The sequence below is a fragment of the Adhaeribacter sp. genome (assembly GCF_057359045.1).
In genome coordinates this window covers 1-25,478 of the sequence record NZ_JBMQUD010000049.1, presented here as the reverse complement: position 1 = coordinate 25,478, position 25,478 = coordinate 1, and the positions used below count along the sequence as shown (strand labels likewise).

At 44.5% G+C, this 25,478-nt stretch carries 19 protein-coding genes and 1 pseudogene; 11 read left to right on the top strand and 9 right to left on the bottom strand.

The features are described from left to right. Positions 1–234, top strand: a pseudogene (locus ACO1R6_RS09065) (hypothetical protein); the annotation flags it as partial. A gap of 76 nt (positions 235–310) precedes the next feature. Here ACO1R6_RS09065 and ACO1R6_RS09060 read toward each other — a convergent pair. From ACO1R6_RS09060 to kdsB, 4 genes are all read right to left on the bottom strand, one after another. Next, on the bottom strand, positions 311–1,084 hold the full coding sequence (locus tag ACO1R6_RS09060; protein WP_486264070.1) for an ABC transporter permease: 774 nt from the start codon (positions 1,082–1,084) through the stop codon (positions 311–313). Beyond that, positions 1,081–1,992, bottom strand: coding sequence for an ABC transporter ATP-binding protein (locus ACO1R6_RS09055; RefSeq protein ID WP_486264068.1), 912 nt, complete (start codon positions 1,990–1,992; stop codon positions 1,081–1,083). The genes ACO1R6_RS09060 and ACO1R6_RS09055 overlap by 4 nt, the downstream gene beginning before the upstream one ends. 166 nt (positions 1,993–2,158) lie before the next feature. After that, complete coding sequence (locus ACO1R6_RS09050) at positions 2,159–3,886, bottom strand: M14 family metallopeptidase (RefSeq protein WP_486264066.1); 1,728 nt, start codon at positions 3,884–3,886, stop codon at positions 2,159–2,161. Between the two features lie 45 nt (positions 3,887–3,931). Continuing rightward, positions 3,932–4,672 carry a 3-deoxy-manno-octulosonate cytidylyltransferase gene (gene kdsB, locus ACO1R6_RS09045; RefSeq protein WP_486264064.1) on the bottom strand — a complete coding sequence of 247 codons (741 nt, stop codon included), beginning with the start codon at positions 4,670–4,672 and terminating at the stop codon, positions 3,932–3,934. 668 nt (positions 4,673–5,340) lie between these two features. On the opposite strand from kdsB, the gene ACO1R6_RS09040 reads away from it, so the two are divergent. The 7 genes from ACO1R6_RS09040 to ACO1R6_RS09010 all read left to right on the top strand — a co-directional run bounded on the left by ACO1R6_RS09040 (position 5,341) and on the right by ACO1R6_RS09010 (position 15,911). Continuing rightward, positions 5,341–8,019, top strand: a complete 2,679-nt coding sequence (locus tag ACO1R6_RS09040) for a cation-translocating P-type ATPase (protein ID WP_486264062.1) — start codon at positions 5,341–5,343, stop codon at positions 8,017–8,019. A gap of 229 nt (positions 8,020–8,248) precedes the next feature. Continuing rightward, complete coding sequence (locus tag ACO1R6_RS09035) at positions 8,249–9,097, top strand: DUF4905 domain-containing protein (protein ID WP_486264061.1); 849 nt, start codon at positions 8,249–8,251, stop codon at positions 9,095–9,097. 14 nt (positions 9,098–9,111) lie between these two features. After that, the gene (locus tag ACO1R6_RS09030) at positions 9,112–10,104 is read left to right on the top strand and encodes a LysM peptidoglycan-binding domain-containing protein (RefSeq protein ID WP_486264059.1); all 993 of its coding nucleotides are present in this window, start codon (positions 9,112–9,114) and stop codon (positions 10,102–10,104) included. 82 nt (positions 10,105–10,186) lie between these two features. Beyond that, positions 10,187–10,957 carry a TIGR02757 family protein gene (locus tag ACO1R6_RS09025; RefSeq protein ID WP_486264057.1) on the top strand — a complete coding sequence of 257 codons (771 nt, stop codon included), beginning with the start codon at positions 10,187–10,189 and terminating at the stop codon, positions 10,955–10,957. A gap of 361 nt (positions 10,958–11,318) precedes the next feature. After that, positions 11,319–13,706 carry an endonuclease MutS2 gene (locus ACO1R6_RS09020; protein ID WP_486264055.1) on the top strand — a complete coding sequence of 796 codons (2,388 nt, stop codon included), beginning with the start codon at positions 11,319–11,321 and terminating at the stop codon, positions 13,704–13,706. 347 nt (positions 13,707–14,053) lie between these two features. Continuing rightward, entirely contained in the window at positions 14,054–14,413 is a 360-nt protein-coding gene (locus tag ACO1R6_RS09015; protein ID WP_486264052.1) for a hypothetical protein, read from the top strand. A 115-nt stretch (positions 14,414–14,528) separates the two neighbouring features. After that, positions 14,529–15,911: a hypothetical protein gene (locus ACO1R6_RS09010; protein ID WP_486264050.1), complete on the top strand. Its 1,383-nt coding sequence runs from the start codon at positions 14,529–14,531 to the stop codon at positions 15,909–15,911. A 65-nt stretch (positions 15,912–15,976) separates the two neighbouring features. Here ACO1R6_RS09010 and murB read toward each other — a convergent pair whose 3' ends face one another. Further along, the gene (murB, locus tag ACO1R6_RS09005; protein ID WP_486264048.1) at positions 15,977–16,993 is read right to left on the bottom strand and encodes a UDP-N-acetylmuramate dehydrogenase; all 1,017 of its coding nucleotides are present in this window, start codon (positions 16,991–16,993) and stop codon (positions 15,977–15,979) included. Positions 16,994–17,200: 207 nt separating this feature from the next. On the opposite strand from murB, the gene ACO1R6_RS09000 reads away from it, so the two are divergent. Then, entirely contained in the window at positions 17,201–18,373 is a 1,173-nt protein-coding gene (locus ACO1R6_RS09000) for a THUMP domain-containing class I SAM-dependent RNA methyltransferase (RefSeq protein ID WP_486264046.1), read from the top strand. 134 nt (positions 18,374–18,507) lie between these two features. On the opposite strand, the gene ACO1R6_RS08995 is transcribed toward ACO1R6_RS09000, so the two are convergent. From ACO1R6_RS08995 to ACO1R6_RS08980, 4 genes are all read right to left on the bottom strand, one after another. Then, positions 18,508–19,407 (bottom strand): DUF4349 domain-containing protein, encoded by a 900-nt coding sequence (locus ACO1R6_RS08995; RefSeq protein WP_486264044.1) that lies wholly within the window; start codon positions 19,405–19,407, stop codon positions 18,508–18,510. Positions 19,408–19,593: 186 nt separating this feature from the next. After that, positions 19,594–20,901, bottom strand: coding sequence for a UDP-N-acetylglucosamine 1-carboxyvinyltransferase (gene murA / locus ACO1R6_RS08990; protein WP_486264042.1), 1,308 nt, complete (start codon positions 20,899–20,901; stop codon positions 19,594–19,596). A 160-nt stretch (positions 20,902–21,061) separates the two neighbouring features. Then, positions 21,062–21,724 carry a DUF4290 domain-containing protein gene (locus ACO1R6_RS08985; RefSeq protein ID WP_486264040.1) on the bottom strand — a complete coding sequence of 221 codons (663 nt, stop codon included), beginning with the start codon at positions 21,722–21,724 and terminating at the stop codon, positions 21,062–21,064. 132 nt (positions 21,725–21,856) lie between these two features. Beyond that, on the bottom strand, positions 21,857–24,079 hold the full coding sequence (locus ACO1R6_RS08980) for an ATP-dependent helicase (protein ID WP_486264072.1): 2,223 nt from the start codon (positions 24,077–24,079) through the stop codon (positions 21,857–21,859). A gap of 225 nt (positions 24,080–24,304) precedes the next feature. Between ACO1R6_RS08980 and ACO1R6_RS08975 the strand changes: the two genes are divergently transcribed. Both ACO1R6_RS08975 and ACO1R6_RS08970 read left to right on the top strand, forming a co-directional pair. Next, positions 24,305–24,667 carry a BlaI/MecI/CopY family transcriptional regulator gene (locus ACO1R6_RS08975; protein ID WP_486264038.1) on the top strand — a complete coding sequence of 121 codons (363 nt, stop codon included), beginning with the start codon at positions 24,305–24,307 and terminating at the stop codon, positions 24,665–24,667. 20 nt (positions 24,668–24,687) lie between these two features. Further along, the coding region (locus tag ACO1R6_RS08970) for a M56 family metallopeptidase (RefSeq protein ID WP_486264036.1) at positions 24,688–25,478 on the top strand (791 nt) is incomplete at its 3' end.

The following is a 25,478-nucleotide window of genomic DNA, read 5'->3' as shown; positions in this document are numbered from 1 at the left end:
GGGTATAATTACGGCGGGCCGCGCTACCAAACAGTGGTGCAGGATCAGTTTTTCTTGTACAGTATGCCCCGGCAGGAAATTATTGCCTTACGCAATCCCAAAAGAGATTTAGAAGATTTATTCGGCGCTCAGTCTAAACACATGAAGGATTTTGTAAAGAAGAATAAACTAGAGTACAACGATGCCCGTGATTTGGTGGTTATTATCAGCCATTACAATAGTCTGAATCAATAATTTAAATGTTAAAGTGCAAATAAAAAGGCCCGGCTTAACCGGGCTTTTTTATTCGTAATGGGGTTGCGGCAATATTTTACAAGTCGCGCCAGCGCAGCAATAAATACGACAACAGCAGCAAACCACTGCTATAAAACAGTGCCGGCAATACTGCTTCTGACGGACTTAAAGCAATGGTAGGGCCGGTAAACGAATCCAAAATTTCCTGGCCCGGCGTAGGCGTTAAACTGCCCCAAACCTTCATTGGGAAATATTTATCTAAATTATCGTCGAGTTGGTAGTGTACCAGCGGTTCCACCACTTTGGCGTAAAGCAAAAAGGTAATAACAGCCAGCCCGCTTTTGCGAATCAGGAAACCAAAAAATACCGCCAGGCTCATGTACCCCATGGCTTGTATCAGGTAGTAAATCAAATGGTTTGCACCTTTAAATATTTGGCTGGTAGTAACCTGGGGCGTATGCGAAAGCCCAAAAATTAACCCGATAGTTGTAACCAGCAGGGTGGCCAAAATACCTAATGTAAGTATCAGTAAGGCTTTCCCAATTACCAAATCACTGCGAAACCAACCATCAATCACCTGTTGCCGGAAAGTCCGGAAAGTATATTCATCGGTAATTAAAATAATAAGCAGGATACCCAGGAGCAAGTTAAAATAACTGGCAATGTAAGTTAGTTTAAGCCAGATGCCGGGAAACTGGTAAATACCGGTACCGGCAGTTTGGCCATTTATACTAAAATTGCTGCTGGCGTATACAAAAAGAAAAAGAAAGCCGGCATACAGGCCTAAAATTGTCCAGAAAGTGCGGTAAGGAATAATTTTACGGAGTTCGGTTAAGAGTAATTCGGTCATGCCCGTGGCGAATTTATATCGTTAATAATATCCAGAAATTGCGCTTCAAGGCTTTTTTTCCGGACGGTAATTTCACTTAAAACCAATCCTTGCCGAAAGAATTCCTGGTTTAAATCGGTGCTGGTAAAGCCGGGAGCTAAGGTAAGTGCCAGATACTCTTTTTCGGACCGGAATTGCTGCACCTGGGGTAGTTGGCCTAATATAGCCAAAGCGGCCACCATGTTTTCGGTCCGGATAATGACCTGGTCGTTTTGGGCCAGAATGGCCTCTACGCGCCCGGCAGTGCGAAGCTTGCCCGCTTGCAGCACGGCTACGTGGGTACAAACTTTCTGCACTTCATCGAGCAAATGGCTCGCAATAATAATGGTTTTACCTTGTGCGGCCACCTGCATTATCAGCTCCCGTACTTCTGCAATCCCTTGCGGGTCCAGACCATTGGTAGGTTCATCTAGTACGAGTACTTCGGGGTTGCCGAGCAAAGCCGCTGCCAGGGCTAGCCTTTGTTTCATACCCAACGAAAAACCTTTAAACGCCGAGTTCCGGCGCGAAAACAAACCCACCGTTTGCAACACCTCATCTATTTGCCTTGGATCTGCTTTTTTAATATTGGCAGCGATGCGCAGGTTTTGGTAAGCGCTGAGATACGGGTAAAAATTAGGCGTTTCGAGCAGCGCACCTACGCGGCGTTTACTTTCTTTGCTCAGCGGTTGCCCAAACCAGCTAAACGTGCCGCTGCTGGGCTGCAGTACATCTAAAACAATACCCAAAGTAGTGGTTTTGCCGCTACCATTGGGGCCTAATAATCCGTAAATACTACCGGTTTCTATTTGCAGGGTCAGGTTATCGAGGGCCTGCACGCCACCCGGGTATTTTTTGGATAGTTTATGAATTTCTAAAACAGTAGACAAGTAGCTTGGCGTTTTGGAGTTGAATAATTGAGGCTTTAAATTTTACTTAGAGAAATAATAATCTGCAATAATGCCCAAGAGAAAGCCTGAATATTAGCTTAAATTTATATATTTTTCTGACAATATCGTGCCAAAAGCATAAAGCTTGACTTTCATAAACAGTAATTTAAAAAATACGGGCTACGGGGTAGCGTAGGTGGCTGGGCTCGTAATAAGGCGAGTGGCGGTAAATAAAATCCAGTTGCGCCGCCCCCGATTTTGCCGCTGCCGGGTTGGTTTGCTTCCAGGTTTCGAATTGTTGCCGGAGGCGCGCATCTTTTTGCAGCAGCTCTGCCGCTAAATCTTCAAAAACATAATCCGAAAAATATTCTTTTTGCTGCAGAATAGCATCGAAAAAGCCCCAGTTAAAAAAAGAATCCATGCCTTGCGGTTCCAGCGTTTCTACCAAATACCGATTGGCCGGCTGATTCAGGTAAATTATATAATCGCCTTTTAAAAATTTGGTTTGTTTCGTTTCGGTCCGTAAAACCACACTGTTGTGTAAATAATGGCCTTCGTACGGTTTGGTTCCGGTTTTATAATCGGCGATATAATATAGCTGGGCATTTACCACGGTATCGGTGGGTAAGGCGCGCATGTGTACCTGGTTAAGTTGCAACCGGTTTATTACTTCGCCCCAGGCTTGCGGCACCAGGTAAGCTTTTGGTTTTTGCACCGAGACCGTAGGAATAAAGGTATTAAAATAAGGTATGTTTTTTACGTAAGGTGCTTTGCGATTGTAGTAAAGCCGTTGCTGCCCGCTAACAGCGCTGGTTTTATAACGAGCCGCATAACCCCGGAAAGGAATCTGGCCCACTTGCGTGGTATCTAATTTCCAGTTTAAATTAAAAACCGTTTGGGTTAATATATCTTTTTCGGCTTGCTGGCGGGCAGTAGCAATTTGAGCGGACTGCTTGCTTACGGTGTTTACCATTATGTCTAAAAAAGCATAGGTAGCCTTAACCCGCTCCGGAAAGGGTTTCAGCATGTGGGTTTCGGTAGTAAAGCCAATGGTGTTAAACAAAGCCGCATAACCCGATGAGTACCGCGGCGCATCCATAAAACCCAGCAAGCCGGTATCGGGCGTGGTGCCTTTGCTATCGACGTAAGGAGCCATGGGAAATTTGGCCTGGGCCATGGCATTTTGTAAGGTGGGTAACAAGTTTTGGGTTAAATAGCGGCTTACATGCGGGTTTAATTTATCTTTTTGGGTGGCAATTAAGGTCATTACGTGTTGGTAATCGGCCCCGTTAGACGTATGGGTATCCACAAAAACATCGGGTTGCCACTCCCGGAATATTTGGGTAAACGTGCGGGCATTCCGCGAGTCGGTTTTTATGTAATCGCGGTTTAAATCCAGGTTGCGGGCGTTGCCCCGGAAACCATAACTTTCGGGGCCGTTTTGGTTGGCGCGGGTGGTGCGGTTCCGGTTTAAGGCGCCGTCTACGTTGTACACCGGAATAATTAAGAGTACCAGGTTTTGCAAAGCGGCCTGGCGCTTTTTGTTCTGCAAATAATCCTGGACCAACAACATAGAAGCGTCTATTCCTTCGGGCTCGCCGGGGTGAATGCCGTTTTGAATAAGTAAAAACCTTTTATTTTTTTGCCGGAGCGAAACCGGGTCAAAATCTTTGTCCTGGCTGTATATTAATAAATGCAAGGGCCGGCCTGAGTCGGTGGGGCCGGCGGTAACTAATTTTACCTCCGGATAAGCGGCATCTAATTTTTCGTAAAAAGCAATACACTCCTCGTAGGTTGCGGTGGCCTGGCCTTTACTTTTTTCGTAAGGCGTTTGCCAATCCGGGTCTGCTGCCGACCAAAACATCTGCAGCAATAAAGTTAAAATAAGCCCCATGCTATAAAACGGTATAAAAATCTATTTTTTAGAAAAACCGGAATATTAAATATCCGTTCTGTTCAGGGCTTTTTCTAAATCTTCGGGCGTATCGATGCCAATATTTTCCTGCGTGGTTTGGGCGGTACTTATTCTAAAACCGTTTTCCAACCACCGTAACTGCTCCAGCGATTCGGCCAATTCTAACGCTGACGGGGGTAATTGGGTAATTTGCTCCAGAATATCGGAACGGTAACCGTAAATGCCAATGTGCTTGTAAAACGGGTGTTTCTCTAACCAATGTTCGGGGGCAGCCCCGCGCACGTACGGAATGGGGTGGCGGCTGAAATATATTGCCTGCTGCCGGTTATCCAGAATTACTTTCGGCGAATTAGGGTTAAATAATTCGGCTTGGTTATCTATTTTTTTTACCAAAGTGCCCAACTGCGTGGCCGGTGAGGCAAATAAATCAATTACCAGGTTAATTTGTTCCTGCTGAATAAAAGGTTCGTCGCCCTGAATATTAATAATAAAATCGCAGGGCTCGTTAAACAAAGTATAAGCTTCAAAACAACGGTCGGTACCGCTTTGGTGGTCGGTGGCAGTTAAAACAACATTGCCGCCAAAACTTTGTACTTCCGCTAAAATGCGCTCATCGTCGGTGGCCACCAATACGTGCTGCAACCGGGCTTTACTGGCTTGTTCATACACCCGCCGGATCATAGATTTGCCGTTAATCTGCACCAGGGGCTTGCCCGGAAAACGGGTAGAGGCGTAGCGCGCCGGAATAATGCCGATACTATTCATATTTATCACAATTATTCAAATTAAATTCCTCTCTTAGCAGTTTCTATTTCGTTGCTGTCAGGTTTATCTTTCCAAGATGCCACAAGGAACATAATGTTTTTAGATTTTTAAAATTAATTTTTCCACCCGACAGTGCAGGTATAATCTAGTCGCAGGTTAAGCAACGGGTAACAGCGCTAATAATCTGAAGTTCCGGACTTTTTTCAGAAAACGAAGCCTTACCTGCAAGCGCTTAATTTGCGCCTAAAAATTACACCCAGCCGCAGGCACCGCAATCCGGTAAAAATGAAACAACCTTTTGGGGTGAAAGAAGCATTTTTACGGCCCGTCTTTTTCCGCCCACCCCAAGAAATATCTATTTTACCGGAACGGAGGTTTAAGGTGATAGTAAATATTGCCAATGATCAGCATCTAATTAATCCTTTAAATAGTAATTAAACCTTTATTTTAATTAGCACCTGTAAAGACTAAATTTTCTGTACTCAGTTTTTTCTGCGTAATGCGTATTATTTGTTTATCATGAGCAGGTCAAAATTAGAGGCATTTAACTTAATTTTATCGCGCTGGCACGCTGGTAGGAATTAGAACAGTTTATTTGTGAGGCCGGGTGAATCAGCAGATTTTACGGCAGACGCCGTTTTTTTGTATTGTAAATAATTCCTTAAACCATGGAAAGTTGGTATACCAGTACCCTTGAGGCACTTTTAGGCGAGCTTAATACTTCTGCAAAAGGCATTTCGGAGGAAGAAGCCAAGCTTCGGTTGCAAAAATATGGCGCCAATAAACTGGCAGATAAAAAGCGCAGAAGCCCGTTTAAAATTCTCCTGCAGCAGTTTACCGAGGTAATGGTACTGATATTAATTGCCGCCGCGGTGCTATCGGCTTTCCTGGGAAAAACTACCGAAGCCATTGCCATTTTAGCCATTGTGCTGCTGTTTGGTTTCCTCGGCTTTTTTCAGGAATACCGGGCCGAAAATGCTATGGCTGCTCTTAATCAAATGGTGGTGCCCACGGTAAGGGTGCGCCGCAACGGCGTGGTAAGAGAACTGCCCGCCAACGAACTGGTACCCGGCGATATAGTAGAATTTGAAGCCGGCAATGTTATTCCGGCCGATTTACGCCTGCTGGAATCTTTTAACCTGAAAATACAGGAAGCGGCTTTAACCGGGGAGTCTGAACCGGTCGAGAAAATTTCAGAACCCTTAACCAAAGAAGACCTGCCGCTCGGCGACCGCATTAATATGGCCTATATGGGCACGATTGTTACTTATGGCCGGGGTACCGGTATAACGGTAGCCACCGGTATGGCCACCGAGTTAGGGAAAATTGCAAACCTGATTGGTGCCGTAGGTCCTTCTAAAACACCGCTGCAGGAGAAACTGGACAAACTAGGTAAGCTTTTGGCTTTGGTGGGAATAATTGCTGCGGCTATTATTTTTGCGGCCGGTATTATTAACGGAAAAGCCTGGACCGATATGTTCCTGACGGCCGTTAGTGTGGCGGTAGCGGTAATTCCGGAAGGTTTACCCGCGGTGGTAACCATTACTCTGGCCATTGGTGGCCAAAGAATGCTGAAACGAAATGCTTTAATTCGCAAACTGCCGGCCGTAGAAACGCTTGGCTCGGTAACTGTTATCTGCTCCGACAAAACCGGTACCCTCACCCAAAATAAAATGACCGTGACGGTGGTAGACTTGCCGGAACACACCGTTGCATTTAAAGAAACTGGCCCGGAAATAAATAAGGCGCAAACAGCCCCTAACCTAGATTTTTTACTCGCTGCTTCGGTTTTGTGCAACGATGCTACGCTGGAATTAGCTGCCCATGAAGCCGGTTCCGAAAAATTATTGGGCGACCCCACCGAAACTGCCCTATTGGTAGCTGGAGCGCAAAGAAATATTTATAAACAAGACCTGCAGCAAACGTTTCCGCGGGTTAACGAAATTCCTTTCGACAGCGATCGGAAAAGAATGTCTACTATTCACCGCGCCACAGGTACTTTACCCGAATATTTAAGCTTTACGCAAAATGCTTCCCAGGTAATATTTACCAAGGGAGCCCCAGATTCGGTTTTTAGCGTGTCAGATTCGGTTTGGGTGAATAATACCCGCGTACCTATTACCGAAGAATGGGAAGAAAGAATTAAAGAAGCCAATGCCCGATTGGCCCAGCAAGGAATCCGGGTACTGGGTTTTGCCTTCCGGGTACTGGACGACGAAAATAAAGATACCGACCTGGAAAAAGAATTAACTTTTATTGGCCTTACCGGCATGATTGACCCACCCCGGCTGGAGGTAAAAGCCGCCGTTGCCAAGTGTAAAGCGGCGGGTATTAGGCCGGTTATGATTACCGGCGACCATCCTTTAACGGCTGCGGCCATTGCGGCTGCCCTGGAGTTCGATTCCCAACCCGAGACCGTTTCGGGCGCCATGCTGCAGAAAATGGACGAAAACAGTTTACAACCAATAGCTGCCAAAACCGCCGTTTACGCCCGGGTTTCGCCGGAAGATAAATTAAGAATTATAGATGCCCTGCAAAAAAACGGTAACGTGGTAGCCATGACCGGTGATGGCGTTAACGACTCGCCGGCTTTAAAAAAAGCCGATATTGGTGTGGCCATGGGCATTACCGGCACCGATGTAGCCAAAGAAGCCTCCGATATGGTGCTGTTAGACGATAATTTCTCGACTATTGTAGCAGCGGTGGAAGAGGGGCGGGTAATATTTACCAACCTGCGCCGGTTTATTAAATTTTCACTGGCCGGCAACATTGGCAAAGTATTCGTTATGTTGCTGGCTCCTTTTTTCGGTATGACTATCGCGCTGCAGCCTTTGCAACTTTTGTGGCTTAATTTGCTAACCGATGGTTTGTTAGGCTTAGGTTTAGGCACCGAACCCGCAGAAGAAGGTATTATGCAACGCCCTCCCCGGGACCCGAAAAAAGAAGCACTGAGCAAAAAAGATTTTCTGCAACTTGGTACGGTAGGTATTATTATAGGGGTAATTGCCCTTAGTTTAGCCTTGGTTTACTACGACCCGCAAAATCCGGACGACTTAACCTGGCAAACCATGATTTTTGCTACCATTGGTTTTGCCCAGGTTTTTCAGGCAACGGCCATGCGGTCTTTTGCGCACTCTCCTTTCTCCTTATTTACCAACCCTTTAATGACTATAGTAGTTGCCAGCACCCTATTATTGCAAATTGGGGTAATCTACATTCCTTTCCTGAAGAGCTTTTTTGGCCTGGTGCCTTTAGCGGCCAAGGATTTACTTATTTCGCTGGCAGCCGGTAGTATTATCTTCATAATAATTTCCCTCGACCGAAGGCGCTATAGGAAAGCAGGTTAAAATAAAATACAACTCTATACTGGCGGGCCAACACGTTATATTGCCTGTTTTTAGAATATTATTATGGTTTCAGAATGTAAATCCTCCTCCAAACACCCCTTGGCTTAATCTTTGTGCCCGTTAACCTGCCGCGGCAACTTAAGATATTTTTAGCAGCATCCGGTGTATTTCCTGCCGAAAATATTAATTAGTTGGGCGGCTAGGCAATTGTTTTTAAATTTGCACAAAGATGCAAGCGGAAGGAGAAAGCTTAACGGAACACCCCGGCAATATTGCCCCGGTTTATCAACTCGATTTTGCGCATCCTATCTGGCAGATTAGGCTGGATGGTACGGCAAACCAAATAGCAATAGAATGCCGCGATGCGGAGATATTAATTGTTAATTACCAAGTGTTTTGGGCTAGTACCGGAGAGAATATAGTAAAAGATTATGTTCCGGAAAATGGCTGGTGGACCGGTTTAGCCGGCATAAGAGATAACCTTTTATTTTTGCACCAAACCGGTAAGCAAGGTTTGGGCCAGCCCGATGGCATAATGGCCGTAAACCAGCGTACTGGTACGGTACAATGGCAAAGCCGGGGTGTTAGCTTTTACGGTTTTACACCGGATTTACTAGTAGTTAGGCCTATTGTTACCATGGCCGAGTCGTTTATTGGCTTGAATATTGAGGCAGGAACGGAAATAATACGGTGGGAGCCGGGCACCAATTTAACAGATTTGCTGGCGGCTTACCAGGCCGTGCAGTCCAAGGTTTACCAGGTGCCGGCGCATTATCCCGAAACAAGTAATTACTTCGCCGATTTGAAAAGCTTTGTAAAACTTAAAACCGGGCAAAGCGCCGTGGCCGCTATTGATTACCTGGCTACCCCTGCGCATTTGCTTATGGGTTATTATGTCTTGGCGGATAATGGCGCTAAAGCTTACCGATTGGCTGTATTTAACCAACTAGGCAAATGGCTGGGTGAGGAGGAAATTAGTACCGGTTTAACCGGATTAGGTACCGACCATTTTTTCATTTTGGAGGGTTACTTATTTTTAATAAAAAATAAAAAGTCGTTGTTGGCCTTCAGGTTTTAGATTACCTTAGTATTATGTTTAAGAAAGTATTTTTAGCATCAGTTTTTTGCGCAATGCTGCAAAAAGGTACCGCTTTGGCCGGTGCTATGCCCGTTGATTCAGTAGGGATAGAAAAGCGAAACGGAAAGAATTATGTGGTGCATAAAGTAGTGCCCAAAGAAACTTTGTTTGCTCTGTCGCGCAAGTACCATGTACCCGTTAACCAGATTGTAGACGCCAACCCCAATATTCAGAGTGGCTTAACGGTAGGACAAATTGTATATGTGCCCAGCAAAACGCCCGTGGCGGCTCCGGTAACTTCAACACCGGTGGCTAATCCGGCTAATTCTACTCCCTCCACCCCGTACACGTACGTAGTAGATGCCAAAGGCAACAAAATTCACCAGGTAGTGCCCCGGCAAACCTTGTATTCTATTGCGCGCATGTACAACATTAGTACCACCGATATAAAAAAATGGAATAACTTAACTTCCGATAACTTAAATGTAGGCGACGATTTAATTGTTGGGTACAGTACCAAGCCAACTTCTAATCCGCAGTACGTAGGCGAGGTAGACGACACCGTGGACAAAAACAAAACTACTGCGGCCAAACCGCCGATTAAAAAAGTAGAAGAACCACCCGTGGTTAAAGTAAACGAACCGGTAAGGCCTACCCCCACACCGGAACCCATCCGGCGCGAAACCACCGAAACAACCGACACGGAAGAGAATAACACCAATTTATCAGAGAGTGTAAGCAAAGTAACCGAAAGTGGTTTAGCCGAACTGATAGACGGCAACAGCAATAACAACAAATACCTGGCGCTGCACCGCACGGCCCCCATTGGTTCTATTTTGCAGGTGAAAAATATCATGAACAACCAAAGCGTTTACGTGCGGGTTATTGGCAAACTGCCCGATACCGGTAATAACGATAAGGTAGTGGTTAAGATATCGAAGCGTGCTTTTCAGCGTTTGGCTTCTATCGATAACCGCTTCCGGGTAGAAGTTTCGTACATGCCCTGATAAAGATTAAGATTAAAATTAAACCCACTTGTTTGGCTGAGGCTACGCAAGTGGGTTTTATTTTATAGGTAACTAAAAATCAATGTATAATCACCAGCAAATATTAGCTTTACTCGAAGATAAAGTTAATAAATTTAACCAACCCGGATTTATTCCCAACGATCCCATTTGTATTCCGCATACCTATACGCAGCCGCAGGATATTGAAATTGCGGGTTTATTTGCGGCAATGCTGGCCTGGGGCCAACGGGTTACCATAATAAAAAAATGCCGGGAGTTAATGGCGCGGATGGATAATGCGCCTTTTGCTTTTATTAAAAGTCACCAGGAAACTGACTTAAAAGCTTTACTGGGTTTTAAGCACCGCACCTTTAATGATACTGACCTGCTTTACCTGGTTTACTTTTTGCAAAAATATTACCAGCAGCACCATACCCTCGAAGATGCTTTTACAAATAATGGTAGGCTCACGACCCAACGGGAGCGGCTCATGCACTTTTACAACACCGTATTCAGTTTACCGGAAGCGCCGGCCCGAACCAGTAAGCATATCTCTACCCCAGCCCGCAAATCGGCTTGTAAACGCATTAATATGTACTTGCGCTGGATGGTTAGGAGCGATGATAAAGGTGTAGACTTCGGGCTTTGGCAAACCATTAAACCGGCCGACTTAATTTGCCCCTGCGACGTGCACGTGGGCCGGGTGGCCCGCAAACTCGGACTGATTACCCGCCCCCAAACCGATTGGGAAACGGCTACTGAGCTCACCCGCCATTTACAACAGTTTGATGCGCAAGATCCGGTTAAATATGATTTTGCTTTATTTGGCTTGGGAATAGAAGAAAAATTTTAATTATACAATTTCTTTTAATGGTGATAATTAAAATATTGATTTTTAATATTTTAAGCTGTTGTATGGGTTGGAGGTTGAAATATTTTTAAAATATTAAAGATTAGATTAACCAGCCACCTAATTAAAAGAAAGCTGCCAATACCAAAGTATATAATTTTGCTTAAACCAAAGCCGACGAGATAGAATTACAAATTTTTTTCCTTAATACCAGGTAGGAGAGAGCAAGTAGCTTTCGGCCAGAAATTTATTCTGAAATATTTAGCGAAAATAAAATTAATTTTAGGCCTAAACTGTTATACATTACTTACCTGGTGCGTAAATAAATCGGGTAAAATTTAAGGTTAAAATAAAACTAAGAACATTGATATATCCACAAAATTTCGAATATAAAATTGGGTTTACCCAGATTCGGGAAAGCTTAACCGGCCTCTGCTTAAGTCCGCTGGGTCAGTTTTTTGTCACCCGGATGCAGTATCTTACCCGTTATGATTTGGTGCAAAAGCTCCTGAACCAGGTGCACGAATTCAGAAGCGTACTATTGGCCGGCGGCGATTTTCCGACGGCGCATTATTTTGACGTGACCGAGCATCTTAACCGGGCAGCTATTGAAGGCTCTTTTCTGGAAGTAAAAGCTTTTTATGAGCTTAAAATGTCGTTGCGTACCATCCGGCAGGCCTTAACCTTTTTCTCCCAATCCGAAGCGCATTTATATCCAAATTTGCGTGCCCTTGGTGAGGCTATTCTGGTCGACCGGCATTTACTAGCAGCCCTGGACAAAGTGGTAGACGATAACGGCGTGGTACGTGACAATGCTTCGCCGGAACTGGCGCGCCTTAAAGCCGATTTAATTCACCAGCAAGGTTTGTTGCGGAAACAAATTCAATCGGTCCTGAAACAGGCAAAAGCTTCCGGCTGGACAAACGGCGATGCTGAGCCTACCGTACGCGGTGGCCGGATTGTTATTCCTGTTTTAGCCGAGTATAAACGTCGTCTGAAAGGGTTAATTCACGATGAGTCTACTACGGGTCAAACTGTTTATATTGAGCCAGATAGCGTATTTGAATTAAATAACGACATTAAAGATTTAGAGAATGCTTATCACCGCGAATTAATCCGGATATTAACGGCTTTAACCAACCAGGTGCGGCCTTTTATACCAGAATTGCGCAAAGCTTACCAATACCTGGGGCTGCTGGACTTTATCCGGGCCAAAGCTTTGTATGCCCTGCGCACCGAGGCCACCATGCCCAACCTGTATAAACATCCGTTGGTTAAATGGCAAAATGCCCGGCACCCTTTGCTGTATTTAAATTTCAAAGCCCAAGGCCGCGAAGTTGTACCGTTAACCTTAACCCTCGATCGGGAGCAACGCCTTTTACTTATTTCGGGGCCAAACGCCGGGGGTAAATCCGTTACTTTAAAAACAGCTGGTTTGCTGCAGTACATGCTGCAGTGCGGTTTGCTTATTCCGGTCGACGAAGGTTCCGAAGCCGGTATTTTCGAAGATATTTTTATTGATATCGGCGATGAGCAATCTTTGGAAAACGATTTAAGTACCTACAGCTCGCACTTGCAAAACATGAAGCAATTTGTAGTGCTGGCGGGTAAAAAAAGTTTGGTTTTAATTGATGAGTTTGGTACCGGTACCGAACCGCAGTTGGGCGGGGCCATTGCCGAAGCCGTACTGGAAAAACTAAATCAGCAGGGGGTTTACGGGGTAATTACCACCCACTATACCAACCTCAAAAACTTTGCGCAGCGTACCACCGGTATTATAAACGGAGCCATGCGCTACGACCACAAAGAGCTTAAGCCGCTTTACCAGTTAAATATTGGCAAACCCGGCAGTTCTTTTGCCATTGAAATTGCCCGTAAGATTGGTTTACCGCAAGAAATAGTGAACAAAGCCAGCAATTTGGCCGGTCGGGATAAAATCCGTTACGACCGCTTGCTCGAAGAGTTGGAAGCCGAAAAAGCTGATTTGGAAAAACGAAACCGGGAGTTGGGCATTCAGGAACGAAAAATGCGGCAATCGGCAAAAGAATATGCCGATCTGAAAGATTTGCTGGAAGAAAACAAAGCCGGCATTATGGCCGAAGCAAAACAGAAAGCCAAATTATTACTCAAAGATACCAATCAGCAGATAGAAGCAACTATTCAGCGTATAAAAGAAAGCCAGGCCGAGAAAGAGCAAACCAAACTGGCCCGCCAGGAACTCGAAACCTTTACGCAGGAAAATATTAAAACCGAGCCGCGCGTGCTGAGGCGCCGGAGTACAGATAAAGGCGAGCTCCGGACCGGTGATTTGGTTTCACTGATTGGCCAGGATTCGGTAGGGCAAATAATTTCAATTAAAGGGAAAACCGCCGAAGTATTGTTTGGTAACATTAAAACCATTGTAAAGCTGGAGAACCTGGAAAGGGTAGAAGGGCAAATGCCCAAACCTAAAAAGGAAAATAACGAGCCCTCCCGGCAAGGTATGAACCTGACCCAGCGGATGGCTGATTTTAGTCCGACTTTAGATGTGCGGGGCCAACGTGCCGAGGATGCTTTAACGCAGTTGATGTCTTTTGTAGATGATGCTATTATGTTGGGCATTCCCGAAATTAAAATTATTCACGGGCGGGGTAATGGTATTCTAAAACAAGTACTCCGTGATTATTTACGGAGTGTAAAAGAAGTAGCCAGCATTGCCAACGAGCACATAGAACGCGGCGGCGATGGCGTTTCGCTGGTGGTTTTGAAGTAATTTTTAATTTAAATTCATAAATAAATTATATATAATATTTATTTGGTAATGAGTTATATATAATGTTTTTATTTAAGTAATTATTGAATGTATAAAGCCAGGTAAATATTAACCTGGCTTTTTATTTTAAACTAAGTTGGAGAGCAGTATTCTAACTTCTATCAAGGTGAAATTCTTGCCTACGGCTTGGCACACAAGTGTAAATAATTGAACGTTTTGCTTTGCCTTACCACCCCGATTTGCCGCAGCCGATTGGTTAATCTTTGTTATTTACTTAATGAAGACTGGCTAAAACAAAGGTTAATGATTAAGTTTGCCCCGTTCCGGCAGATAACTAAATATATTTTATGCCCAACTTTGGTAACCGGTATTTTATTGGTCTCTGGGTAGTGGTGCTGTTAGCTTTTTTAAGCCGAACTACCGCCATTATTCCTTTACCTGAAATTGGCAAAACAGTAGTATGGATAGAAAGTATTGCGCATCAGCATGCTACGCCAACTGAACCGGAGCAGGAAACAAATTGCTGCTCCCTGGTTACCGAAGAGTCAACCAACGATTTAACCAGGCACGCCAAGGAGTCATTTTTACCGGCTTTACCTTTTCCTAAGCCACATTGCTTTCAGCCTACAGTAAAACCGTTTTTAAACTATAACTCCTGGATTAAAACCTTCTCGTTATTCATTCTCCACGGATTACTCCGCATATAGTTTTCTGGTATTCTCTCGGGTACCATTGCCATTATCTATAGTTATTTAATATTCAGTTAACGTGGTGTAGCTTGGCTAACCAATGCGGCACCTTTGTATTATTTACTTTTATCACATGATTAAAATATTTTCATTCCTGGTACTGTTGGTATCGGTAAATACCGTTTTTGCCCAGACTGATTCTACCGCAGCTAAAACCTTGGGCGGCGAGATGCCTTTGGCGGCTAAAAACACGGCGGAAGACAAACCTTTAAAATTTAATTTAAACCCGAGTGGCAGTCGTTATTTTCAGGCTACCTTTTTAAACCAAACCTGGCTGCGGTATAACCAAAGCAACCCCGGCACCACCGTGCAAGGCGAAGCAGCCAGAAACACTTTTGATATTGGCTTGCGCCGAACCCGCATTCAGCTATTTGGGCAAATTACCGAACGGGCTTTTCTGTACTTCCAGTTTGGCCAGAATAATTACAACATCAATTCTCAGATAAGCGGCAACCGTAAAGTAGCGGCATTTTTTCATGATGCGGTGGGCGAGTATCGGTTTACCAAAAACAATGAACTTAAAATTGGGGCCGGTTTAACAGTAGCCAATGGCTTATCTCGTTTTACGCAGCCCAGCATTGGTACGCTGCTGGCTTTTGATGCGCCGGTTTTCGCCCAAGCTACCGTAGACCAGATAGATCAGTTCGACCGCAAATTAAGCGTTTACGCCCGCGGCCAGATAGGCAAATTTGATTACCGGGCCGTTATCAGCGACCCATTTCCTTATAGTTCTTCGGGGGTAACACCGGTGGCAACGGCCAATGCTACTTTTGCCGGAGTAGGGCACCACAAGCAATATCAGGGTTATTTAATGTACCAGTTTTGGGAGCACGAAGGCCATACCACCCCGTATATGACCGGCACTTATTTGGGCAAGAAAAAAGTACTTAACATTAGTGGCGGTATTATGAGTCAGAAAAATGCCCTCTGGACATTAGATGCAGCAAATCAAACTAAATTCCACAACATGCTTTTATGGTCGGCCGAAAGCTTTCTGGACACTCCTTTAAATCCGGAGTCGGGTAGTGCCATAACGGCTTACTTAGGTTATTACAACTACGATTTTGGCCCCAATTACATGCGTACGCTGGCGCAAATGAACCCGGCTGATGCCCGTTCTACAGACCCTAATTTAAGTGCCGTAAGTGGCGGAGGTAACGGCATTCCCATGATTGGTACCGGCCAAATTATTTATAGCCAGTTAGGTTATTTATTCCGCCGCGATTTACTAGGTGCCGACAATGGCCAGTTACAACCTTATGCTACTTTTTACCACGGTAAATTTGAGCTGCTAAACGGTCCTACTAATGTGTACGATATTGGACTGAATTATTTGCTTAGCGGGCAAAAAGCCAAATTTACTTTAGATTACCAGAATCGGCCTTACTACAATCTAAATCAGCGGGTAAGCGGCCGCCGGGGAGCTTTGGTGTTGCAGTACCAGTTATTTATTTAGAGTAAGTATAATTCCTAAACAGTAAAGCCGGCTCATTTAACCGGCTTTGCTGTTTAGAGGAAAGATTAAATAATATTTACTTCCGGGTGCAGCGTAATATTAAATTTTGCCTCTACCGATTTTATTATTTCGTGCGCCAAATCCCGGATTTGATTACCTTTTGCGCCGCCGTAATTTACCAGGACCAGCGCCTGGTCTTTGTGCACCCCGTAATTATCTATTTTTTTGCCTTTCCAGCCACTTTGCTCAATTAACCAGCCGGCCGGCACTTTTACCTGCCCGCCGGGAGCCGGGTAGCTGGGAATAGTTGGGAATTGGGCTTGTAAAGCGGCAAAAGCAGCAGGGCTTATTTCCGGGTTTTTAAAAAACGAACCTGCATTGCCAATGACCGCCGGGTCGGGGAGTTTGCTACGACGGATGCCACAAACAGCCTCGCTTACTGCCCGTAAACTAAGTTCTTGCACTTGCATTTGTTCCAGGGTACTTTTAATGGCTCCGTACGACGTATTAAAAACCGGCTCTTTCTGCAGTTTTAAAGTAACGTGGGTAACAATATATTTGCCTTTCAGTTCTTTTTTAAAAATGCTTTCGCGGTAACCAAAAGCGCATTTATCGGCATCGAAAAAGAATATTTCCCCGGTGCTTATTTCTACGGCTTCCAGGCTATCGAACACATCTTTAAGCTCAACCCCGTACGCCCCAATATTTTGTAAAGGAGCCGCACCTACCGTACCGGGTATTAACGACAAGTTCTCGATGCCGCCTAAATTTTTGTCTATGGTAAACACCACCAAATCGTGCCAGGTAACGCCGCCACCCGCTTTAACCAAGGCGTAATCTGCGGTTTCTTCTGTTATTTCTATGCCGCCAATTTTGTTTTGCAGGATGGTACCTTCAAAATTTTGGGTAAATAAAATATTGCTGCCACCACCCAGTATAAGCAAATTACTTTTATCTATGGTGGGGTTTTGCAGCAATGCCTGTAATTCCAATACACTTGTAAAGCTGGCAAATTGCCGGGCAATTACATCCATGCCAAAAGTATTCAGGTTTTTAAGCGGGTAATTTCTTTTTAATTCCATTTAGAGGTAGTAATCCAACGCAAAAATATAAACTAATTTGGCCCCAGTACTTTATTTAGCAGTGTTTAGTTCCGGATTGCATTAAGTGCTAACTAAACTTTTAGGTATTCCACCGTATAAAATTAACAGTTGTAAGACCTTAGCCCAGTAATTTACCCGAAAATAGGTAAGTTTGTTCTTTCTTATAACAATACAAATATAAGTTGCATGGCCGAGAAGTTTTTTGATATTATTGCTACTACCCAGTTTGGTTTAGAAGAAGTGCTGGCGCAGGAATTGGCCGACTTAGGGGCGCAAAATATAAAAATGGCTACGCGGGCGGTAGAATTTACCGGCGATAAACGCTTGTTGTATGCCGCAAATATCTGGTGCCGCACCGCCATCCGGATTTTAGTGCCTTTTGCTTCTTTTTACGCCCGCAACGAAGAAGACCTTTACCGGAAAGTAAGTCGCATTCAGTGGCAGGATTATTTAGCGGTAGACCAATCTTTTGCCATTAACGCCGTAGTTAGTAAATCTACTTTTCAGCACTCGTTGTTTCTGTCGCAACTTACCAAAGACGCCATTGTCGATCAGTTTCGGCATAAAACCGGCCGCCGACCCGATGTAAACGTAACGCAGCCCGATGTGCGGATTAACCTGCACATGCACGAAAACCAATTAACATTGGCCCTAGATGCATCCGGCGATTCTTTGCACCGGCGGGGTTACCGCCAGCAGACCAACGTGGCTCCTTTAAACGAAGTACTGGCCGCCGGGCTTATTTTATTATCTAACTGGGACCGGCAATCACCGTTTATTGACCCCATGTGTGGTTCGGGCACTTTGTTAATTGAAGCGGCTATGTTGGCTTATAATATCGCCCCGGGTTTGTACCGGCAAAATAATTTTGGATTTATAAACTGGCCTAATTTCGACCAAAAAATTTACGACCAGGTTATACAGGAAGCCCAGGCCCAGCGCTTACCCGAAACAGATTTGGAAATTATTGGTTCGGATATTGACCGCGATTACATAGAAGCTGCGCGCCAGAATATTACCCAGGCCCAGCTCGAAGACGAAATACGGGTGCGGGTCCGCGATATGCGCGAAGCCAGAGGCATTGGCGAAACCGGCGTGGTTATGCTGAATCCGCCTTACGGCGAGCGCCTGGGTACCGACGAAAAATCGATTAACGACTTGTACCGCGCCATTGGCGATACCCTAAAGACCAATTTTTCGGGCTACGATGCTTACGTTTTTACCGGCAACCTGGAGGCCGCCAAAAATATTGGCTTGCGCACTTCCCGCCGCATTCCGCTGTACAATGGCCCCATTGAATGCCGTTTATTAAAGTTTGAGTTATACCGGGGAAGTAAGAAACAAAATATTCCGGATTAGGTAAGGCTTACTCGTCGGTTGGTAAGGGCACAAACCAACGAGTAAACGTTTGTCCAAAATCAAATCTTAAGTTATGCTTGGGTTGTGCGAAGAGTTAGCGAACGGCACAAACCCACAGTAAGGAGTGAATAAAATCAAACAGACGGGGAGTTTAGAATGGCTAAACGCCGGCTCCTGATCTTGCGGATTAATAAAATCAGCATAATGAGTAAAAGCCAAAAAGGCCATAATTTAATAAAGCCATAAATAAAGGATAAACAGATTTCCCAACCCTGGGCTAAGGCATTTATAATGCTAGGAATAAAGGCATTATTTGGTGGTGTGTTTTTCGCGATGGGTTGGTAATAATTTACGATAATGGTGCTGTAAGCCACCTGGTTTTGTAAGTACCGTTGCCGGCCTTCGGTAGATTCTATTTCTTCCTGCAACGATTTTAGTTCGGTTTCAATAGCTAAAATATCTTTTACATTGCTGCCCCGCGCGAGCAAAGCCAGGTACCTTTCTTCTACTTTTTTCTTTGTTTTAAGCCGGGTAGCCACATCTATATATTCTTCGGTAACATCTTTAACCGAAATATTTTTGTAATCGAGGTAAATGCCTTCTTTGGCTAAATCATCAATTAAAGAATCAAAATTATTATCTGCTACCCGAATGGTTAGAGAGTTTTCCAGGTTGCCATTGGTTCTTTCTTCCTTTGCGTTGGAAATAATGGCTTTTCGCTGATGGATATAATGCTTTAAAGCCGTGGTACTTTCGGCGTAATCTTTTACTTGTATACGCAGGTAAGCATGCCGGATTACTTTTTCGGGCATTAAAGTCGCTTCATTCAGTTCTGTTATTCTTATTTCCTGATCGTAAGCTGGGTGGGAAGCTCTTAGTTCTGATTGTTCTTCGTACCGTTCAGCCCGATTATCAGGAGGGGCAGGTAAAGTAGTATAAATGGTTTCAGCCTGTTCGGCAGGAGTGTCTTCGGTATTAGCCTGGCAGCGGATAAACAGGGTAAGAAATAGGGCGATAATAGTTAGAAGTTTCATCTTTTCTATGATTTTAAAGTGGAATGAAACAGCGGCCTGGCCAGGTTGTGTTCTATCTAAAAGATGAGTTACGCTCTAAAATCCATAAGAAAACTACATACAATTTTTGATATATTTTTTGGTATAAAACAGAAGCGCCGGGCAAATTTACCCGGCGCTTCTGTTTGGTTTATGATTATTATTCTTTTACAACCTTCTAATCTGGGCACCAATGGCGTTTAAGCGTTGGTCGATGTATTGGTAGCCGCGGTCTATTTGCTCAACATTTTCGATTATGCTGCGGCCATCGGCCGAAAGCGCGGCAATAAGCAAAGCTACCCCGGCCCGGATATCCGGTGAGGTCATGGTAATGCCGCGCAGCGGAACCTGCCGGTTCTGGCCAATAACTGTAGCGCGGTGCGGATCGCAAAGTATAATTTGCGCGCCCATATCAATTAATTTATCAACAAAGAATAAGCGGCTTTCAAACATTTTCTGGTGGATGAGTACGGTGCCTTTGGCCTGCGTAGCGGTTACCAGGGCCACACTAATTAAATCGGGCGTAAAGCCCGGCCAAATCTGGTCGGCAATGGTTAAGATGCTGCCATCAATGTACGTGTCTATTTCGTAGTGGTCCTGGGCCGGAATATATATATCATCGCCTTGGAACTCCATTTTAATACCCAAGCGCTTAAAGGTATCCGGTATAATACCTAACTCTGATATTTGCGCATTTTTAATGGTAATTTCGGAACCGGTCATGGCGGCTAAACCCATAAAAGACCCAATTTCGATCATGTCGGGGAGCATGCGGTGCTCGGTGCCACCTAATTTTTCTACGCCTTCTATGGTTAATAAATTAGAACCAATGCCGGTAATTTTGGCGCCCATCCGGCACAACATTTTACACAACTGCTGCAGGTAAGGCTCACAGGCGGCATTGTAAATGGTGGTAATGCCTTCGGCCAAAACCGCACCCATAACAATATTAGCCGTTCCGGTTACCGAGGCCTCATCCAGAAGCATGTAAGTACCTTTTAATTTATTTGGCGCCGAAATATGGAAGAAACTATCCTGGGAATCGTAAGAGAAAGTAGCACCCAGTTTTTCTAAGCCAATAAAGTGGGTATCCATGCGGCGGCGGCCAATTTTATCGCCGCCCGGTTTAGGTAATTTGCAGGTGCCAAAGCGGGCCAGCATAGGGCCCATAATCATTACCGAACCCCGGATAGCCCGTCCTTGTGCCACATAAGCATCGGTCTGTAAATACTCCAGGTTTATGTCATCGGCTTGGAAAGTATACGTATCAGGTGCATTGCGGGTAACTTTCACGCCCAGGTCGGCAAGCATCTGAATTAATTTATTTACGTCGCGGATATCCGGAACATTCGAAATCTTAACCGGTTCGGCGGTAAGCAGTACGGCACTAATTATTTGTAAAGCTTCGTTTTTGGCACCTTGCGGATGAATATCACCCTGCAGCCGGTTGCCGCCTATAACTTCAAAAGAGGCCATTAATAAAGTTTTAAATTGTAAGTAATACGTTAATAGTAAAAGCTATTTAAAATCAAGATTTTTATAGCGTTTTACATGCGGGTTTTTTAAAAAAAAATTTAAAAAAAATGACCGGTTTTAACTTAGTAAAACCGGTTTCAGGTAAGGGCCAGCCGTTTAATTATTGCTTTCTCCGCGGGTTATTCTGCTGTTGGTTATTTTGCTTTTTCCGTTGGTTGTTTTGCTGGTTGTTCTGGTTAGAATAATTGTTGCTATTGCTGGTTTTAACATTCGAATCGAACAAATTATTGGCTTCTACATAAGCCAAATCCATATCCAGTTTGCCTTTCGATAATTCCCGCAGGTTATTCAGAATTATTTCGTCGGTAATATTATCGCGGTTGTAGGTTTTATACAGCGTTTTCATGAGTTTACCAATCGAAATAATAGCGTTTTCGCGTTCGGTTGGGTTTTCTAATGCAATGGCCCGCTGAATCAGGTGCTCTACATTTTTACCGTAGTGTTTATAGGTGGGTACCTGGGTAGGCAACTCCATGCGCTGGGGCTTATCGTTCAGGTATTCCATGGCGCTCAGCGGGTAAGGGCTATCTACATCCAGCTTAGCATCCGACATCACGTACAGGTGGTTCCATAACTTTTGCGGCGAATCCTGAATATCGCGCAGGCTGGGATTTAATTTGGCCATCAGGTTCACCAGCAAAGTAGCCATGCGGGTACGATCGGCTTTATCCGGAACGGTAAGAATGTATTTTACAATATTCTGGACATTGATGCCGTACTCGCGTAACAGCAACTCTTGTTTAAAAGATGAATTAGCAACCATATAGGTAAGGTTTAACGATCAAAGGTAATATTTTTTTTTAGATGCTGGACGTAAGATATTAGACACTAGATTTTTTCTTTAGGAAGAAACTTTGTTTTTATAATCTAGCGTCTAATATTTAGCGTCTAGAATCTACTCATGAATACGCAATTTGGCAAAGCTGAGGAGCAGGGTTTTTTCACCGGCTTCTTCAAACTCAATAATGGCTTTGGTGCTGTTGCCCTGGGTATCCATTTTGGCCACCACGCCAAAACCGAATTTGGGATGCTCTACGCGCATTCCGGCCTGGAGGTTAGAGGTGTCGCTGGGTACAAAATCGGCGGAGGGTACATAATTGGTAGCTTTTTTAGGTGCCGGCGCAATTAACGTAGGTTTTTTCTTCAGTACTTTATCAAAAGAACTTGGGGCTTCGCCGTACTGGAAATTCAAGAAAGCCGGTTCTATTTCGTCGATAAAGCGGCTCTTTTCGCAGGCCCGTAAATTGCCCCACTGGTATCGGCTGGTGGCATAGGAGAGGGTAAGGCGTTTTTCGGCGCGGGTAATGGCTACGTAAAACAAACGGCGTTCTTCTTCTAAATCGGCCCGGGAGTTTAGCATCATCTGGCTCGGGAACAGGTTTTCTTCCATGCCCACAATAAATACATTCCGGAATTCCAAACCTTTGGCCGAGTGAATAGTCATGAGGGTAACGTATTCGCCGTTATCTTCTTTCTTGGTATCAACATCGGTAATCAGGGCAATATCCTGTAAAAATGCCGAAAGGCTTTTGTCTTCTTTTTCCGGATCGTCTACGTATTCTTTAATCCCGTTTAATAGTTCCTGAATGTTTTCGTAACGTGCTACACCTTCAATGGATTTATCGGCGTACAAATCTTCGATAATACCGGATTGTTTCGCAATGTGCTTGGCCGCTTCAAAAGCATCGTCGGTTTCGGCCAGTACGGTAAAGCTTTTTATCTTAGTCGCAAAATCATCGATGGAGGTGCCTACCCGGCCACCCAGGAAATTACGGGCATGGCTAACCACTTCCCAAATGCTGTGGTTGGTTTCGTTGGCCGTAACAATTAACTTCTCTACGGTGGTGTCGCCGATACCGCGTTTGGGGTAATTGATAACCCGGCGCAGGGCCTGCTCGTCGTTGTGGTTTACAGTGAGGCGCAGGTACGAAATTAAATCTTTTATTTCTTTGCGCTGGTAGAAAGACAAACCGCCCACAATGCGGTATTTAATATTCATGCGGCGCAAAGCCTCTTCCATGGCGCGGCTTTGGGCATTGGTGCGGTACAGAATAGCAAAGTCTTCGTAAGAAAGGTGGTTGTTCATCTTTTCCTCGAAAATAGCGTTGGCCACCAGTTTGCCTTCTTCGTTGTCGGAGTTGGCTTTTATTACTTCAATCAGCGGGCCTTCTTCGTTGTCGGTAAAAACCGATTTGCGTAGCTGGGCTTTGTTATTTTTAATAACCGAATTAGCGGCCTGCACAATATTATTGGTAGAACGGTAGTTTTGCTCTAGTTTAAATATTTGCAGCTCGGGGTAATCGCGCTCAAAGTTTAAGATGTTCTGAATATCGGCACCCCTAAAAGCATAAATACTTTGGGCATCGTCGCCGACCACGCAAATATTACGGTCTTTGGCAGCCAGTTTACGCGTAATCAGGTACTGCGAGTAGTTGGTATCCTGGTACTCATCTACCATTACGTATTTAAACAAGTGCTGGTATTTGTTCAGGGCATCCAGGTGGTCGCGGAAGAGTACGTTGGTATTAAACAACAAATCGTCGAAATCCATCGCGCCGGATTTATAGCAGCGGTTCTGGTACGTTTCGTAAATTTTGCCAATTTTAGGGCGCAAAGCGGCTTCGTCGTCGGCCTGAATGGTGGCATCGTTTTTATATTGCTGCCAAGAAATAAGCTTGTTTTTGGCCGCCGAAATCCGGCCCAGTACTACGCCGGGTTTATACAATTTATCGTCCAGGTCCATTTCCTTTACAATATTCCGGATCAGGGTTTTGGAGTCGTCGGTGTCGTAGATGGTAAAGCTGCTGGGGTAACCAATTTTGGGCGCTTCGGCCCGTAAAATGCGGGCAAATACCGAGTGGAAAGTACCCATCCAGATATTTTTAGCTTCGCCGCCGGCCACTTTTTCAATCCGCTGGCGCATTTCCTTAGCGGCCTTATTCGTAAAAGTTAAAGCCAATATATTAAAAGGATCCACGCCTTTGTTTATCAGGTGGGCAATCCGGTAAGTAAGCACGCGGGTTTTGCCGGAGCCGGCACCCGCAATAATCATAACCGGGCCATCGGTTTGTTCTACCGCTTGCCGTTGTGAGTCGTTGAGTAATTTAAGGTAATCCATCGCTGCTGAGCTGTCGTCGTTCAAAAAAAGGAGGAACAAAGTTACAGATTTTACCCGCAACTCCCATTACTCTTAACAGCAAAACTAACGGATTCGTTTGCCATAAATTTTAAAGCGCAGGAACAATTAAGATATAAAAAAATAATTACTAATATTTTGTAGTATTACGAAATATTCGTAACATTATGACAACATCGTAGTATAAAGAGGAAATTAGATTCAGTTATGGAAAAACTAACACCCCAGGAAGAACAAGCCATGCAGGCTGTTTGGAAAACCGGCGAAGGCCACGTGAAATTATTTTTAGATAATATTCCAGACCCAAAACCGCCTTATACCACTTTGGCCAGCACCATTAAAAACCTGGAGAAAAAAAAATACCTGACCAGCCGCCTAGTAGGCAACGCTTATTTGTACCAGCCCGCTATTACCGAAAACGACTACAAAAAGAAATTTATGAGCGGCGTGGTGCAAAACTACTTTTCTAACTCTTACAAAGAGCTGGTTAATTTTTTTGTGGAGCAGAAAAAGCTTTCGCCGGATGAGCTGAAAGAGATTATAAATTTAATTGAGGGAAAAGATAAATAAACCTAAATAACTAAAGCCTTATGCCTGTTCTGTTCGCTTATCTGTTAAAAGTATCGGTAAGCCTGGGTGTAATCTATTTCTTTTACCGGCTGGTATTGCAAAACCTTACTTTTTATTCCTGGAACCGCTGGTACTTGTTAGGGTTTTCAATGGTGTCGTTTTTTCTGCCGCTCGTAAATATTACAGCACTAATTCAGCCCAACCAATATACAACTACCCGGCTGATTACTTATGTACCGGCCCTGGAAAGTTACACCACCCAACCTTTGCCTGGCCCGCCAGTACTGCCTGCTAATTCCGAAATAACAGCTATAGACCCCTGGTTAGTGCTTTTATTTATTTTCCTGACCGGAATATTACTGCTGCTGGTAAAAATGGGAGTGCAGTTGGTAAGTTACCTTCGTTTTAAAAAAACGGCGCAACTGGTTCTGGATGGCAGCATAAAAGTATACCAGGTAAACCAGCCGATAAATCCTTTTTCTTTTGGGCGGGCCGTTTTTCTGAACAAGAGCCTCCATACCGAGGCCGAATTAACCGAAATAATTCGCCACGAATTTGTGCACGTGCAACAAGGCCACACTTTAGATATAATCTGGGGCGAAGTAATGTGCATTTTAAACTGGTACAATCCGTTTGCCTGGCTGTTGCGGTATAGCCTGCGCCAAAACCTGGAATATATTGCGGATAACCAGGTGGTATTGTCCGGAATCAATAAAAAGCAATACCAGTATTTACTCCTTAAAGTTACCGGTGCGCCGGAGTTTTCCTTAACGAATCAATTCAGCTTTTTATCACTAAAAAAACGAATAGC